17 protein-coding genes and 1 tRNA gene are annotated in these 13,468 nt (G+C 65.1%); 6 read left to right on the plus strand and 12 right to left on the minus strand.

Going from position 1 to position 13,468, the window contains the following annotated elements:
- The 4 genes from ACW7G0_RS05040 to ACW7G0_RS05055 all read left to right on the plus strand — a co-directional run bounded on the left by ACW7G0_RS05040 (window position 1) and on the right by ACW7G0_RS05055 (window position 2,009).
- Window positions 1–1,107: a class III poly(R)-hydroxyalkanoic acid synthase subunit PhaC gene (locus ACW7G0_RS05040; RefSeq protein ID WP_456988034.1), complete on the plus strand. Its 1,107-nt coding sequence runs from the start codon at window positions 1–3 to the stop codon at window positions 1,105–1,107.
- Between the two features lie 79 nt (window positions 1,108–1,186).
- Window positions 1,187–1,390, plus strand: a complete 204-nt coding sequence (locus ACW7G0_RS05045) for a PspC domain-containing protein (protein ID WP_456961699.1) — start codon at window positions 1,187–1,189, stop codon at window positions 1,388–1,390.
- Between the two features lie 38 nt (window positions 1,391–1,428).
- A complete protein-coding gene (locus ACW7G0_RS05050) occupies window positions 1,429–1,857 on the plus strand; it encodes a hypothetical protein (RefSeq protein WP_456988036.1) in 429 nt (142 codons plus the stop codon).
- Window positions 1,858–1,922: 65 nt separating this feature from the next.
- Window positions 1,923–2,009, plus strand: a tRNA-Leu gene (locus tag ACW7G0_RS05055).
- Between the two features lie 70 nt (window positions 2,010–2,079).
- Here ACW7G0_RS05055 and ACW7G0_RS05060 read toward each other — a convergent pair.
- The 12 genes from ACW7G0_RS05060 to ACW7G0_RS05115 are packed head-to-tail and all read right to left on the minus strand — an operon-like array spanning window position 2,080 to window position 11,218.
- Window positions 2,080–2,673, minus strand: a complete 594-nt coding sequence (locus tag ACW7G0_RS05060; RefSeq protein WP_456988038.1) for a cysteine dioxygenase — start codon at window positions 2,671–2,673, stop codon at window positions 2,080–2,082.
- Between the two features lie 53 nt (window positions 2,674–2,726).
- Window positions 2,727–3,860 carry a homoserine O-acetyltransferase MetX gene (gene metX, locus ACW7G0_RS05065; RefSeq protein ID WP_456988040.1) on the minus strand — a complete coding sequence of 378 codons (1,134 nt, stop codon included), beginning with the start codon at window positions 3,858–3,860 and terminating at the stop codon, window positions 2,727–2,729.
- 19 nt (window positions 3,861–3,879) lie between these two features.
- Window positions 3,880–4,890: a tetratricopeptide repeat protein gene (locus ACW7G0_RS05070; protein ID WP_456988042.1), complete on the minus strand. Its 1,011-nt coding sequence runs from the start codon at window positions 4,888–4,890 to the stop codon at window positions 3,880–3,882.
- On the minus strand, window positions 4,884–5,342 hold the full coding sequence (locus ACW7G0_RS05075) for a cytochrome c-type biogenesis protein (protein ID WP_456988044.1): 459 nt from the start codon (window positions 5,340–5,342) through the stop codon (window positions 4,884–4,886). The genes ACW7G0_RS05070 and ACW7G0_RS05075 overlap by 7 nt, the downstream gene beginning before the upstream one ends.
- Window positions 5,339–5,911: a DsbE family thiol:disulfide interchange protein gene (locus tag ACW7G0_RS05080; protein WP_456988046.1), complete on the minus strand. Its 573-nt coding sequence runs from the start codon at window positions 5,909–5,911 to the stop codon at window positions 5,339–5,341. Before ACW7G0_RS05080 ends, ACW7G0_RS05075 begins: the two co-directional genes overlap by 4 nt.
- On the minus strand, window positions 5,908–7,857 hold the full coding sequence (locus tag ACW7G0_RS05085; protein WP_456988048.1) for a heme lyase CcmF/NrfE family subunit: 1,950 nt from the start codon (window positions 7,855–7,857) through the stop codon (window positions 5,908–5,910). Before ACW7G0_RS05085 ends, ACW7G0_RS05080 begins: the two co-directional genes overlap by 4 nt.
- Window positions 7,858–7,859: 2 nt before the next feature.
- A complete protein-coding gene (gene ccmE / locus ACW7G0_RS05090; RefSeq protein ID WP_456988050.1) occupies window positions 7,860–8,363 on the minus strand; it encodes a cytochrome c maturation protein CcmE in 504 nt (167 codons plus the stop codon).
- On the minus strand, window positions 8,360–8,548 hold the full coding sequence (ccmD, locus tag ACW7G0_RS05095; protein WP_456988051.1) for a heme exporter protein CcmD: 189 nt from the start codon (window positions 8,546–8,548) through the stop codon (window positions 8,360–8,362). The genes ccmE and ccmD overlap by 4 nt, the downstream gene beginning before the upstream one ends.
- Entirely contained in the window at window positions 8,545–9,318 is a 774-nt protein-coding gene (gene ccmC / locus ACW7G0_RS05100) for a heme ABC transporter permease CcmC (RefSeq protein WP_456979590.1), read from the minus strand. The genes ccmD and ccmC overlap by 4 nt, the downstream gene beginning before the upstream one ends.
- Window positions 9,319–9,323: 5 nt before the next feature.
- The gene (gene ccmB, locus ACW7G0_RS05105) at window positions 9,324–10,013 is read right to left on the minus strand and encodes a heme exporter protein CcmB (RefSeq protein WP_456961688.1); all 690 of its coding nucleotides are present in this window, start codon (window positions 10,011–10,013) and stop codon (window positions 9,324–9,326) included.
- Window positions 10,010–10,669: a heme ABC exporter ATP-binding protein CcmA gene (ccmA, locus tag ACW7G0_RS05110; protein ID WP_456988053.1), complete on the minus strand. Its 660-nt coding sequence runs from the start codon at window positions 10,667–10,669 to the stop codon at window positions 10,010–10,012. The genes ccmB and ccmA overlap by 4 nt, the downstream gene beginning before the upstream one ends.
- Window positions 10,670–10,708: 39 nt before the next feature.
- The gene (locus ACW7G0_RS05115; protein WP_456988055.1) at window positions 10,709–11,218 is read right to left on the minus strand and encodes a DUF3293 domain-containing protein; all 510 of its coding nucleotides are present in this window, start codon (window positions 11,216–11,218) and stop codon (window positions 10,709–10,711) included.
- 162 nt (window positions 11,219–11,380) lie between these two features.
- Here ACW7G0_RS05115 and ACW7G0_RS05120 point away from each other — a divergent pair, with 162 nt between their 5' ends.
- Both ACW7G0_RS05120 and ACW7G0_RS05125 read left to right on the plus strand, forming a co-directional pair.
- Window positions 11,381–12,550, plus strand: coding sequence for a pyridoxal phosphate-dependent aminotransferase (locus ACW7G0_RS05120; RefSeq protein ID WP_456988057.1), 1,170 nt, complete (start codon window positions 11,381–11,383; stop codon window positions 12,548–12,550).
- Complete coding sequence (locus ACW7G0_RS05125) at window positions 12,547–13,344, plus strand: amidohydrolase (protein ID WP_456988059.1); 798 nt, start codon at window positions 12,547–12,549, stop codon at window positions 13,342–13,344. The genes ACW7G0_RS05120 and ACW7G0_RS05125 overlap by 4 nt, the downstream gene beginning before the upstream one ends.
- Window positions 13,345–13,468: the final 124 nt, after the last annotated feature.

Raw genomic sequence — 13,468 nt, forward strand, 5'->3', positions numbered from 1 at the left:
ATGGACAAGCCCAATATGTTCAACACCGGCCCGCTCGACTTCAGCCCCGAAACGATGGCGAAGGACGCGATCCAGATGCAGGCCAGGCTGCGCGCCGGCCTCGACACGCTGCATGAAGTGGGTGATATCAGCTATGGCGCAACGCCCAGGCAAGAGGTCTGGCGCGACGGCAAGGTGGTGTTGTATCGCTATCAGGGTGCCACGCTGGAGGGCGGGCGCGCGCCGACGGCAAAGGTGCCATTGCTGATCGCCTACGCGTTGGTCAATCGTCCCTACATGGTCGACTTGCAGGCCAACAAATCGATCGTGCGCGGGCTGCTTGAGCGCGGCGAGGACGTCTACATCCTCGACTGGGGTTATCCGGATCGTTCCGACCGCTACCTGGAGCTGGAGGACTACATCCAGCGCTACCTCGGTGGCGCGGTTGACCATCTGCGCGCTGCGCACCAACTGGATGCCATCAATCTGCTCGGCATCTGCCAGGGCGGTGCGTTCTCGTTGTGCTACGCCGCGCTCAACCCGGGGAAAGTGCAGAACCTGGTCACCATGGTCACCCCGGTCGATTTCCACACCGACGACAACATGCTCGCCAACTGGGTACGCGGGATCGACGTCGACGCGATGGTCGACGCGCTGGGCAACATCCCGGCCGACATGATGAATTTCACCTACCTGACGCTCAAGCCGTGGCGGCTGTTCGTGCAGAAGTACGTCGGGCTGGTCGACATCCTCGATGACAGGGATGCGCTGGAGGATTTCCTGCGCATGGAGAACTGGATCTTCGATTCGCCCGACCAGGCTGGTGAGGCATTCCGCCAGTTCGCCAAGCAGTTCTACCAGGCCAACGGGTTCCTCAATGGGGGGATCGAGATCGGCGGAAAGGCGGTCGACCTGGCCGACGTCGACATGCCGGTATTGAATGTCTTCGCCCAGCACGACCATCTGGTTCCGCCGTCTTCGTCCAAGGCGCTGGGTGGCCTGGTCGGCAGCGACGACTACAGCGAGCTGTCATTCCGTGGCGGTCATATCGGCATCTACGTCTCCAGCCGCGCCCAGCGCGAGGTCCCGCAATCGATCCACGACTGGCTGGCGTCGCGCAGTGGGTAGCGAACGGTCCTCCGGCGCGACGCGGTCGTCACCTTGCCGCGCTAGACTGGTTTTACTCCTCCGCTGACCCCGAAATCGCATGGAATCTTCATCACGTCCGTTCACCCGATCGCGTCACGATCGCATGCTGGCCGGCGTCATGGGTGGCATTGCCCGGCGCTTCGGCTGGAGCTCGACATTGGTGCGGGTCGTTTTCGTGATCGTCTCGATCGCCTCCGCGGCGTTCCCCGGCATCCTGGCGTACCTGATCCTGTGGCTGCTGATGCCCGAAGAGGCTGGCTGACGGAAGTGTCATGGCGGCGGGTGGCGCTGGTCCTGGGAATGGCGTGGACGTCGCCCAACACGCTGGTCGGATTACTGCTTGGTGTTGCGGGGATGCCGTCTGGCGCGCATGTGCATTGGCAACCTGCTGAGCTGGCGGTGGTATTCCATGGCTGGCGTTGGGGGCCGGGTGGTGCGCTCACGCTGGGCAATGTGATCATCCATACCGGCGGCGACCTCGACAGCACTTGTCGGACCTACGCGCATCGAGCCGGGTTGTGTGAAGACCCGCCGGTGCGTCTGGGCGATCACGAACGCGCCCACGTCTACCAATACATGGCGCTGGGCGTGCTGTTCCTGCCGCTATACCTGCTGTGTGGCGCAGTAAGCGTGCACAACCGGTTCGAGCGGGCGGCGGATCGCTACGCCATGAGCGGGCAGGGTTGGTGGCCCTGGCCGGCACCGCCGCTGCCGCCGCATCGGACATAGATCTTGGACGCGGTGCGGCAAAAAGCTGGAGTGTGTCCCCATGGGTCCGTTATACTTCCGGGCTGGCCGAAGTGGCGGAATCGGTAGACGCAGCGGATTCAAAATCCGCCGGTGGAGACACTGTGGGGGTTCGAGTCCCCCCTTCGGCACCAGAGACAAACAAGAAAGGCCTGCGAACGATCGCAGGCCTTTCTTGTTTGTCAGGCGGTAATGCGGTGGGTCTCAGCCGGCCTCGTCGGTTTCCAGTGCCTGCGCGGCGCGGGTGAACCACTCGCCTTGATCGGGCACGAACATCGAGCAAGCTTCCATCGGGGCCTTGTAGATGTGCACCGAGATCGCGATCTCGTCGTTGCTGCTGTTGCGGATGGAGTGGTATTCGTGGGGCGGGATCAGGCTGCCTGCGCTGCCGGGGCCGGCGACCATGCCGCCGGCGCCACGGAAGCGGAAGCGCTCGCCATCGCGTTCGAGCAGCTCGTACTGGGTGATTTCCAGCCCGCCATCCCAGACCCCCTCCACGCACCACAGGCCGCAGTGGTCGTGTACCGGTGTGCCCTGGCCGGGCCCCCAGGTCATCGCCACGACGCTGTAGCCGTGCTCGGGGCTGCGATAGATCTCGCGGCGGGCGTAGTGGGACTCGATCGGTTCGAAGACGCACTCGGGCAGCTGGATATCGCGATCGCGGATCATCCGGCACAAGGTGTTGCGCAGTGCGGCGGTGATCTCGTGCTCGTCGCCATGAGCCACGGCGGCGTCCAGGGCGGTAACGAGTTTGGCGCGGCCGGTGAAGGCAACGTCGGGCAGGGCTTGGTTGGTCATGGCATTGATTCTACGCAAGACAGGCGCGCGTGACAGGCGATGGCTGAATGACCCTACAGGCTGTCGAGAAAACCGCGCACGGCGGGGCCATAACGGTCGAAGTCGACCAGGAAGGCATCGTGTCCCTGCGGCGAAGGCATCGGCAGGCAGCGCGCGTCGGCACCACCGTCGGCCAGGCCGTCGGCGATCTCCTGTTGTTGTTGCAGGGGGAACAGGATGTCGCTCTCGGCACCGATCGACAGCGCCTTGTCGATCCGGATCGCGGCCAGGCCGGAACGCGTGCGCGCCCGGTTGTCGCCGCTGGCCTGCGGGCAATGGTCGCCCAGGTCGAACCAGTCCATCGAGCGGCTGAGGTAGAGGTAGCAATTGGGGTCGAAGTGGCGCACGAAGCGACGGGCGTGTGCCTCCAGGTAGCTCTCGACCTGGAATTCGAGCCCGAACGGTTCGTCGTCGGTGTCATCGGAGTCCAGGCGCACGCGGCCGAACCGGCCATCCCATTCCAGCGCGGAACGGTAGGTGATCACCCCAAGTTTGCGCGCCATCCGCATGCCCGACTCGGGGTAGTGCTCATCGTCGTAAGTGCCTTGGTTGAAGTTGGGATCCAGCCGGATGGCCTCGCGTTGCAGCGAGCGGATTGCAATCGACCAGGGCAGCGCGCGGGCGGCACCGGAAATATTCAGGTGGGTACGGGCGATGCCCGGTTGCAGGGCAAGCATCGCCAGTGCGGCCATCCCGCCCATCGAGTTGCCGACCAGGCAGGCCAGTTGCTCGATGCCGAGCTGGCGAACCACGTGGGCCGCCGCCTGTGCGCCATCCTCGATCGACAACTCGGGAAAGTCGAACCGATAAGGTGCGCCGTTGTCCGGGTTGATCGACGCTGGCCCGGTCGAGCCCTTGCAGCTGCCCAGCGAATTGGTGCAGATCACGAACCAGCGATCACTGTCGATCGGTTTGCCCGGACCGACCATCGGCTCCCACCAGCCCGGCTCCGGGTTGGCTGGGTTGGCCGCGGCGTGCGCGTTGGGGGACAGCCCGGGGACGATCAACACCGCATTGTCGCGTGCCGCGTTGAGCGTGCCCCAGGTCTCGTAGGCCATGCGCGCGCCGTGCAACTCACCGCCACGCTTCATCGGAAACGGTGAAGGCAGGTCGATCCAGCGGGTACCTGGTGGGATGAACTCGGTCACGTCGGATTGCCTTCCCTGGTTATTTAACGACCTGGTCGATCAACAGCGCCGCAGCGGCTTCCGGCCCGGTATCGATGGTCACCGAGGCCGATTCGAAGTCGCCCGGCTGCGCGCTGGCATCGCCGCTGGCGGAGATCCGCGCGCTGAGCTGGACCTGGTCGAGCTGCGACAGCTTCATCGTCGGCATCAGACTGTCGTTGTCGTCAAGGACGATGGTGAACGGGAACTGCGTCGCCTGCAGTTTCTCCACCGCGACCGGCATTGGCGCGCCGCTGGCCTGGCGGGCGATCACGAACACGCTGGCACCCTGCGGATACTGCATTGCCAATGCCGGATCCAGCGACACGCTGATGGTGATCCGGACCGGCGACGCGTCCGCCACGGCCACCTCTGGCAGAGGGTCGAGTCCGGCATCGACCCGTGCCTGGTTGATCTGCGGTCGCAGGGTCGCCGCGGTCGCCGGGTCGACCTGGGTCAGCAATGGCGCCCAGGTTTTGGCCGCCCCCGCCGCATCCCCGGCCTGGCGCTGGGAGATGCCCAGGAACCATCGCGCCCGCTGGTGGTTTGGCTGCAAGGACAGTGCGCGCTGCAGCATCGATACCGCCTGCTGGTCGAAGCTGCGTTCATCGGAGGCCAATGCGCGCGCCTCCGCGGCCTCGGTCAGGATGTCCGGATCATCCGGGGCGAGTTTCAGGGCGCGGCCGAAGGCATCGCCGGCTTCGCTCATGTCGCCCTGGGCCAGGTAGGCCCGGGCCAGCAATCGCCAGCCCTCGACCTGGTTGGGGTCGCGGTCCAGTTCGGTCTGCAACTGGGTGATCGCATCGGCCAAGGTCTCCGGTATCGCCCGCTGGGCCGGGTCCAGCGCCCGCGGCGTGCCGACCACGGTGTACAACAGGCCGACGCTGATGCCGATCAGCACGATCGCGCCGATCCCGGCCGCGGGCCGGGCCCGCCAGATGGGTTGCAGGACATAGCCCAGTACCAGCAATACCAGCACCACGCTGGCGATCACGAACACGGTGGTCACCATTCCTGGTCCTCGTTGATTGCCTCATTGGCGGTCTTGTTGCTGCCACTGCGTTTGCGCACCACGTTGACGACCACCAGGCCGCCAAACAGCAGCAGTACCGCTGGGCCGAACCACAACAACCAGGTGCTGGCATCGACCTGGGGGCGGTAGAGCACGAACTCGCCATAACGGGCGACCAGGTACTGCTTGACCTCGCCGTCGGTCTTGTCCTGGCGCATCAATGTCAGCACTTCGTGGCGCAGGTCGTGGGCGATCGGCGCATCGGAGTCCGCCAGCGACTGGTTCTGGCACTTCACGCATCGCAGTTCTTCGGTCAGGGCGTGGAAGCGGTCGGCCTCTGCCTGGTCGCTGAACTCGATTGGCGTCCGGTCACCGGTGGCCTGGGCGAGTGCCACGGTCGGCAGCAGCGCAAGCAGGACCGGCAGGACGATCATCACCAGGTAGCGGTTCATTGTTCCGCCTCGATCCGGGCCAACAGCGGCACTATCTCGGTCTGGATGATCTCCTCGCTGACCGCGCCGACATGTTTCCAGCGCACGATGCCTTCACCGTCGACCAGGAATGTCTCAGGCGCACCGTAAATGCCCCAGTCGATCGCCTTCTCGCCGGTGTAGTCGGTCAGCACCAGCCAATACGGGTTGCCGTATTGCTCCAGCCAGCGCAGCGCGTCGGCGTGTTCGTCTTTCAGGTTGTAGCCGATCACCCGCACACGTTTGGTCTCGGAGAAGCGGGTCAGGATCGGGTGTTCGACCCGGCATTCCGGACACCAGCTGCCCCATACGTTCATCAGGTAGGGCTCGCCGCTCAATTCTTCGGACGATACCAACCGCCCCGGCTCGTGCAGTACCGGCAGTTCGAAGGTCGGCGCAGGCTTGCCGATCAACGCAGACGGCAGGGCGTCGCGGTTCTGGTTGCGGCTCATCTTCACCCCGGCCGCCAGCAGCGCGGCCAGCAGCGCGAATACCAACAGCGGCAGCCAGCGCATCGCCGATTTTGGCGGTTGCCTGGTTGGGGGGCTCATTTGGCAGCCTCCTGTTCGTTGCCGGTCGCACGCTTCGGGCCGGAGGTCCGGCGGAAGCGCTTGTCGGCCGCAGTCACCAGGCCACCGAGCATCATCAGGATGGCGCCGGCCCAGACCCAGCGGATAAATGGCTTTACCTGCACCCGCAGCGCCCAGGCACCACCCCCCAACGGCTCGCCGATGGCGACAAAGACATCGCGGGTGACGCCGGCAATGATCGCGGCCTCGGTCATCACCTGGCCACCGAGATAGGTGCGTTTTTCGGGGTGCAGCAGGGCCAGTGGCTTGTCGCCGACGAATACCTGCACGGTGGCGTAGCTGGCCTGGAAATTGGGGCCATTACGCTCTGCTACGCCATCGAAGCGGAACGAGTACTTATCCAGCTCGATGGTCTGGCCCGGCCTCACCGCAGTCTCGTGTTGCTGTTCCAGTCCTTCCACCAGCAAGGCGCCGACCAGAAATACCGCGACGCCAAGGTGGGCGAGCGTCATGCCCAGCATCTCCGCGGTCATCCGCGTGCCGCGGCCCTTCAGCCGCGTCCACACGAAGCGCAACGTGCCCAAGGCCACCCAGCTGGCACCCGCCACGCCGGCAACGACCTTCCAGCCACCTTGCGGGGCGAGGAAGAACGCGCCCACGCCCATGACCACGGCCACACCGGCCCACGGCAACAACATCGCCGCCGGCCTGGAGGCCTGGTCGCGTTGCCAGCGGGTCAGTGGGCCGAACGGCAACAGCAGCACCAACGGCGCCATCAGCAGGGTAAACAACAGGGCGAAGTAGGGCGGGCCGACCGAGATCTTGCCCAGTTCCAGCGCATCGGCCAGCAATGGGTACAGGGTGCCCAGCAGCACCATCGCGCACGCGATCGACAACAGCAGGTTGTTGCCCAGCAGCAGGGTCTCGCGCGAGCACACCGCAAACGGCTTGCCATCTGCCTCGCTCGGGGCCCGCAGTGCGTAAAGCACCAGCGAGCCACCAATCACGATGCCCAGGAAGATCAGGATGAACAAGCCGCGGGTCGGGTCGGCGGCAAAGGCGTGCACGCTGGTCAAGACACCCGAGCGGACCAGGAAGGTGCCCAGCAACGACAGCGAGAAGGTCGCGATGGCGAGCAACAAGGTCCAGCCACGGAAACTGCCGCGCTTCTCGGTCACCGCCTGCGAGTGCAACAGCGCAGTGCCGGCCAGCCACGGCATGAAGCTCGCGTTCTCGACCGGGTCCCAGAACCACCAGCCACCCCAGCCCAGTTCGTAATAAGCCCACCAGCTGCCCAATGCGATGCCGAAGGTCAGGAACGCCCAGGCCACGTTGGTCCACGGCCGGACCCAGCGTAGCCAACGCGCATCGACCTTGCCGTCGAGCAGCGCGGCGATCGCGAACGCGAACGGCACCGAGAACCCGACGTAGCCGAAATACAGCATCGGCGGGTGGATGATCATCCCCGGGTCCTGCAACAGCGGGTTGAGGTCGCGACCCTCGACGACCGCCGGCAACAGGCGCTCGAACGGGTTGCTGGTGAAGATCAGGAACGCCAGGAAGCCGATGCTGACAATGCCCATGACGCCGAGCACGCGGGCGATCACCGGGGTCGGCAAGCGCTGCGAAAAGAGCGCGACTGCACCGCTCCACAATGCCAACACCATCGCCCACAACAGCAGCGAACCTTCGTGCGCGCCCCACACCGCGGTATAGCGATACCCCACCGGCAACATTGAATTGGAGTTCTCGGCGACATAGCGCAGTGAGAAATCCTGGTTGACGAAGCCCAGGGTCAGGATCACGAACGCCAACCCGACCAGTAGCAACTGGGCGTATGCCGCCGGACGCGCAACGGCCATCCAGCTGCCAATGTCGCGATGGGCGCCGACCAGCGGCAGCGCCGTCTGCACCATCGCGACCAGCAGCGCCAGGAGCAGGGCCACCTGGCCGAGTTCAGGCAGCATCGTTATTGCCCCGCCGCGGGTGCGTCGACTTCGTGCTTGTCAACGTCAGGCTTGTCAACGTCATGCTTCTGGTGGGCGATGCCCATCTTGTCGGCAACCTCCTTGGGCATGTAGGCCTCGTCGTGCTTGGCCAGCACTTCCTCGGCGACGAAGCGGTTGCCGTCCATGCGGCCGGTCGCGATGACCGCCTGGTTCTCACGGAACAGGTCGGGCAGGATGCCGGTGTAGGTCACCGGCATCTGCGCATCGCCGTCGGTAACGGCAAAGTGCGATTCAAGCGTTCCTTCCTGACGTTGCAGGGATCCCTCCGCGACCATCCCGCCCAGGCGGAACCGGGCTTGGCCAGAGGCGACCTCGGCACCGGCCTCACCGGTGATTATCTCGTTGGGCGTGTACAGGTAGGCCACGTTGCGCTGCAGTGCCATGGCGACCAGCGCGGTCGCAACGGCAGCCGCTGCCACCAGGGCCAGTATCCACATCAGGCGGCGACGTCTAATCGGATTCATCGGGTCAACTCATTGGAAATGGGAGGTTGGCTGGCTTGATTATCGGTTCTTGCCGCCTGCCTGGCCGCGCGGCGACGGGCATTGCGCAGCTCCCGTCGCAGTTGCCACGCGCTGGCGAGAAAATCCCAGCCAAGCACAAGCACGAACACCGCATAACCGGCAATGACGTAATTCAGATAACTCACGATCCGGCTCCGCGCCTTATGGAAGGTTTTCCGGTGGCCAGCGCGGCCACCCAGGCCTTGCCGGATTCGCGGCGCAGGTTGTCCGCCCGCGCACGCACCAGCAGTGCGCCGACAAACCACAGTTTGGTCCCGACCAGCATCCAGATCAGCGGCTGGACCATGCTCGCGTCCATCGTCGACTCGCCAAACAGGCGGATCGTCTGGCCCTGGTGCAGCGAGTTCCACCACACCACCGAGTATCGGATCACCGGCAGCAACACCACCCCGACAATCGCCAGTAGGCCGGCGGCGCGGGCGGCGGCGCGGCGGTCGTCAATCGCGTTGTAAAGACCGATGACGCCCAGGTAGAGGAACAGCAGGATCAGCTCGGTGGTCAGGCGCGGGTCCCAATCCCACCACGTACCCCACATCGGCTTGCCCCAGATCGCGCCGGTCAACAGGGTGATCAGGGTGAACCCGGCGCCGATCGGCGCGCAGGCCATGGCCAGGATTTCGCACAGCTTGATCCGCCAGATCAGTGCAATCGCCGAATAAATCGCCATCAGTCCGAATACCGCCAAGCTCATCCAGGCACTGGGCACGTGGATGTAGAGGATGCGGAAGCTGTCGCCTTGCTGGTAATCGGCGGGGACCACGAACAGCGCGCCGTACATGCCCCAGGCCATGACCGCCAGGCCGAGCGCATACGCCCATGGCGCCCAGCGCGCGGCAAACCGGTCGAAATTAGGTGGCGAGCCCAGTTTGTGGAACCACAGGATGATTGGATTCATATGCCTCAATTCAGAGCGATCCGGATCGCGGCCGCGGCGGTCAACGGCGCCAGTACCAACGCGACAACCAGTCCGGCGCCCAGCAACAGCAGTGCGCCGACCGGATCCAATCCCTGGGTTGATGCGGCCACGCTGCCTGCGCCAAACACCAATACCGGCACGTACAAGGGCAGTGCCAACAGCGCAACCAGTATACCGGAGCGCCTCATGCCGACGGTCAGCGCGGCGACTACGGCGCCCAGCAGGCTCAACAGCGGCGTGCCCAATGCCAGCGAGGCCATCAGCACCGGCAATTGCTGGTGTGGCAAGTGCATCAGTTCGGCCAGGAACGGCGTGGCCAGCAGCAGGGGCAAAGCCGTGGTCGCCCAATGGGTGAAGGTGCGCACCGCGACCAGCCAGCCCAGTGGCACCGGTGCCAGCATCCATTGCTCCAGCGAGCCATCCTCGGCATCGCCGCGGAACAGAGTGTCCAGCGACAACAGGCCGGCCAGCAATACCGCGACCCAAAGCACCGCGGCGGCGACCCGGGACAAGGTCTCCGCCTCGCCGCCCAGCGCCAGTGCAAACAGCACCACCACCAACAGCGCGAACAGCGCCGGCTGCAGCGCATCGCCCCGGCGGCGCCACAGCAGCCGCAGGTCACGCAGCAACAGGGCCTTGGCCGAACCGACCAAACCGGGAGTCGCGAGACTCATGCCGTGTACTCCGCGGCCGGCTTCAGCAGGGTCAGCATCCGGGTGCGGACCGGCGGCGCCGCGTAGGCGCCGTGGGTGGTGACCAGCGCCGCGCCACCACCGCGCAGATGGGCCTGGACCATGCGGTTGACCAGCTCGATGCCTTGCAAGTCCAGGTTGGCGTAGGGCTCATCAAGCAGCCACAGCGGTGCCGGCGATAACCACAGCCGTGCCAGCGAAAGCCGTCGCTTCTGGCCCGCTGACAGTTGCCGGGCCAGCGCATCCTCATAACCTGACAAGCCGACGATGCCCAACGCGTTGATCGAGTTCTGGTTACGACGCCGGCCTTGCAAACCGCACAGGAACTCCAGGTTCTCCAGCGTGCTCAGGTCGGCCTTGAAGCCGGGCAGATGGCCCATGTAGGCGATCGCCCGTGCACGTCGCGACACGCGTGCGCGTTGACCGTCGATATCCACCTCGCCGGCATCGGCGCGCAACAGGCCCGAAAGTACCCGTAGCAGGGTGGTCTTGCCGGCGCCATTGTCACCTTGCACCAGCAACGCCTCGCCAGCATCGACCGAGAAATCCAGCGGCCCGAAAACCGGTTCATCATTGCGGGCAAAGGACAACCCGCGGGCTGCGAGCAGCGGCGGGGCGGATCGATCAGGAGGACTCATCGACAGGGACAGGAGCCAACGGAATGCGAAACGACCATGTTACGCGGTCGCCGCCGGGTTCACCCGTTCGCCGATCCAGTCGACGTGCGAACCGAACGCCTCCTCGGGATCGTGACCGGGCGGACGCTCGATCGACATCCGTAACCGGACCGGTTCGCCACGGCACCATGCCAGCACGGCGGCCTGGCCGAACTCGCTGGCGAGACGATCGACCGTGTTGTCGTCGATATCGGCCAACAGCCAGCCCGGTTCCTGCCAGCCGCCGTCCGGAGCTTCGGCCCAGGCGCGCAGGCGCGCGGCACCGATAGCGTCGAGTCGGGTTTCCAGCACGACGTCAGCGGCCGTATTGGCCGTGTCCGAGCGCGGTTCGGAAGCAGGATTCCAGGCGGTGATGAACAGGTAACGCCCGGCGGGCCAATACGCCTCCAGGTCAGCCGCGTGATGGCCGACCTGCAGCGGCAGCGTATCGCCGTCCAGCTTGACCACGTATCGCGCTGAAGCGTAGGCGGCGGACAATTCGATGGGGTCGACGACGGTAAGTTCTCGCATTTCCGCAGTGTCTGGCGGTCACGGCCGGGATGCAAGTCCGGAACCTTGTTTTTTCCTTGTATTTCAACACATGCCGCGGGCCAGGGTGCGTGCCGGAAGGCAAAATCCCCGGAGGCCGGTATTTCGTAGACTAAGGAGCCCAACTCCGCGGATCGACAACCGATGACTCCAGATACGGCGACGCCCCACTTGCAGACCAAGCTGCCAAAGGTCGGCACAACCATCTTTACGGTGATGTCGCAGCTCGCCGCCGAGCACGACGCGGTCAACCTGGGCCAGGGATTTCCTGACTTTGACCCGCCGGAGAGACTGACGTCGGCGTTGACCCGGGCCATGCGCGATGGCCGCAACCAGTACTCGCCGATGACCGGCATCCCCGCGTTGCGCGAGGCAATCGCGGCCAAGACCGAGCGTTGCTACGGCTATCGCCCCGACGTGGAGGCGGAGATCACCGTGACCTCGGGTGGCAGCGAAGCGATCCTGGATGCGGTCCATGCGGTGGTGCGGCCGGGTGAGGAAGTGATCGTGCTCGACCCGTGCTACGACTGCTACGAGCCGGCGATCGAGCTGGCCGGCGGCATCGCGGTGCATGTGCCGCTGGATCCGCGAACCTTCGCCCCCGACTGGGATCTGGTTCGCGACGCCATCACGCCGAAGACGCGGATGCTGATGATCAACAGCCCGCACAACCCATCGGGGGCAACGTTCAGCACCGATGACATCCGCCAGCTGACCGAGCTGCTGCGCGACACCAGCATCATCCTGCTGTCGGACGAGGTCTACGAGCACATCGTGTATGACGGCGCCCGCCACGAGTCGGTGTTGCGCTATCCGGAGCTGCGCGAGCGTGCGTTCGTGGTCTCCAGTTTCGGCAAGACCTACCACTGCACCGGCTGGAAGGCCGGCTACTGCATTGCGCCGCCGGCCTTGAGCGTCGAGTTCCGCAAGGTCCACCAGTACAACACCTTCTGCACCTTCACCCCGGCGCAGTTTGCGTTCGCTGAGATGATCCAGGACGAGCCGGAGCACTATGAGCAACTGGGCGCGTTCTACCAGCCGATGCGCGACCGTTTCCGCGAGCAATTGCTGACCACCCGGTTCAAGCCGCTGCCGGTGCCGGGCGGGTATTTCCAGCTGGTGGACTACTCCGCCGTCAGCGATCTGGACGATGCCGAGTTCTGCCGCTGGCTGGCGGTGGAGCATGGCGTGGCCGCGATTCCGCTGTCGCCGTTCTACGGCACGCCGCCCAAGGGACAGCGTCTGGTGCGGCTGTGTTTCGCCAAGAGTGAGACAACCCTGGATGCGGCCATCGAACGACTGAGGAAATTATGAAGAACCTGCGTATCTCCCTTATCCAGGGTTCCACCCTGTGGCACGACCCTGCCGGCAATCGCGACTATTACGGCGCGCTGGCAGCGCCGTTGCACGGACTGACCGATCTGGTCGTGCTGCCGGAGACCTTCACCAGCGGCTTCTCCAATGACGCGATCGGGGACGCCGAGACCATGGACGGCCCGACGGTCGCCTGGATCCGCGAGCAGGCGTCGAGCCTGGATGCCGCCGTGACCGGCAGCCTGCAGATCCGCGAAGGCGACCAGGTGTTCAACCGGATGCTGTTTGCCAAGCCCGACGGTGAGCTGCACACCTACGACAAGCGCCACCTGTTCCGTTACGCCGGCGAGCACAAGCGGTACGCGGCCGGTCGCGACAGAATCACGGTGCAATGGAAGGGTTGGAGCATCTGTCCGCTGGTCTGCTACGACCTGCGCTTCCCGGTGTTCTCGCGCAATCGCTTCGATGTGGAGCGCCCGGGCCTGCCGGATTACGACCTGGCGTTGTACGTGGCCAACTGGCCCGCCGCCCGCGCCCACGCCTGGAAGACGTTGCTGCGCGCCCGAGCGATCGAGAACCTGAGCTATGTCGCTGGCCTCAACCGTGTCGGCACCGATGGCAACGGCATTGCGTATGCGGGCGACAGCTCGGTGATTGATTTCGTCGGTGACGCGCTGAGCGAATGCACCGACTCGGAAATGACCACCACCACGACCTTGCTTGCGTCCGAACTGCAGGCTCACCGCGAGCGATTTCCGGCAATGCTGGACGGGGACGCGTTCGAGATCACTTGAGCCGGGGCTTAGGCAATACCGTCGTCTCGGCACGGCGTAATGCGCTTCGGTTATTGCGCCTTACGGCTTGAGCCGGGTGATTTGCGTGTCCGCATTCACGGTGTTGCCACTGTCCTAACACCCA

It is taken from the genome of Lysobacter sp. A286 (assembly GCF_054052105.1).

What these genes read in the sequence shown, in the direction of transcription:
- ACW7G0_RS05040 (WP_456988034.1), top strand. Translation starts at nt 1, where the DNA reads ATGGACAAGCCCAATATGTTCAACACCGGCCCGCTCGACTTCAGCCCC.
- ACW7G0_RS05045 (WP_456961699.1), top strand. Translation starts at nt 1,187, where the DNA reads ATGGAATCTTCATCACGTCCGTTCACCCGATCGCGTCACGATCGCATG.
- ACW7G0_RS05050 (WP_456988036.1), top strand. Translation starts at nt 1,429, where the DNA reads ATGGCGTGGACGTCGCCCAACACGCTGGTCGGATTACTGCTTGGTGTT.
- ACW7G0_RS05060 (WP_456988038.1), bottom strand. Translation starts at nt 2,673, where the DNA reads ATGACCAACCAAGCCCTGCCCGACGTTGCCTTCACCGGCCGCGCCAAA.
- ACW7G0_RS05070 (WP_456988042.1), bottom strand. Translation starts at nt 4,890, where the DNA reads ATGGTGACCACCGTGTTCGTGATCGCCAGCGTGGTGCTGGTATTGCTG.
- ACW7G0_RS05075 (WP_456988044.1), bottom strand. Translation starts at nt 5,342, where the DNA reads ATGAACCGCTACCTGGTGATGATCGTCCTGCCGGTCCTGCTTGCGCTG.
- ACW7G0_RS05080 (WP_456988046.1), bottom strand. Translation starts at nt 5,911, where the DNA reads ATGAGCCCCCCAACCAGGCAACCGCCAAAATCGGCGATGCGCTGGCTG.
- ACW7G0_RS05085 (WP_456988048.1), bottom strand. Translation starts at nt 7,857, where the DNA reads ATGCTGCCTGAACTCGGCCAGGTGGCCCTGCTCCTGGCGCTGCTGGTC.
- ccmE (WP_456988050.1), bottom strand. Translation starts at nt 8,363, where the DNA reads ATGAATCCGATTAGACGTCGCCGCCTGATGTGGATACTGGCCCTGGTG.
- ccmC (WP_456979590.1), bottom strand. Translation starts at nt 9,318, where the DNA reads ATGAATCCAATCATCCTGTGGTTCCACAAACTGGGCTCGCCACCTAAT.
- ccmB (WP_456961688.1), bottom strand. Translation starts at nt 10,013, where the DNA reads ATGAGTCTCGCGACTCCCGGTTTGGTCGGTTCGGCCAAGGCCCTGTTG.
- ccmA (WP_456988053.1), bottom strand. Translation starts at nt 10,669, where the DNA reads ATGAGTCCTCCTGATCGATCCGCCCCGCCGCTGCTCGCAGCCCGCGGG.
- ACW7G0_RS05115 (WP_456988055.1), bottom strand. Translation starts at nt 11,218, where the DNA reads ATGCGAGAACTTACCGTCGTCGACCCCATCGAATTGTCCGCCGCCTAC.
- ACW7G0_RS05120 (WP_456988057.1), top strand. Translation starts at nt 11,381, where the DNA reads ATGACTCCAGATACGGCGACGCCCCACTTGCAGACCAAGCTGCCAAAG.
- ACW7G0_RS05125 (WP_456988059.1), top strand. Translation starts at nt 12,547, where the DNA reads ATGAAGAACCTGCGTATCTCCCTTATCCAGGGTTCCACCCTGTGGCAC.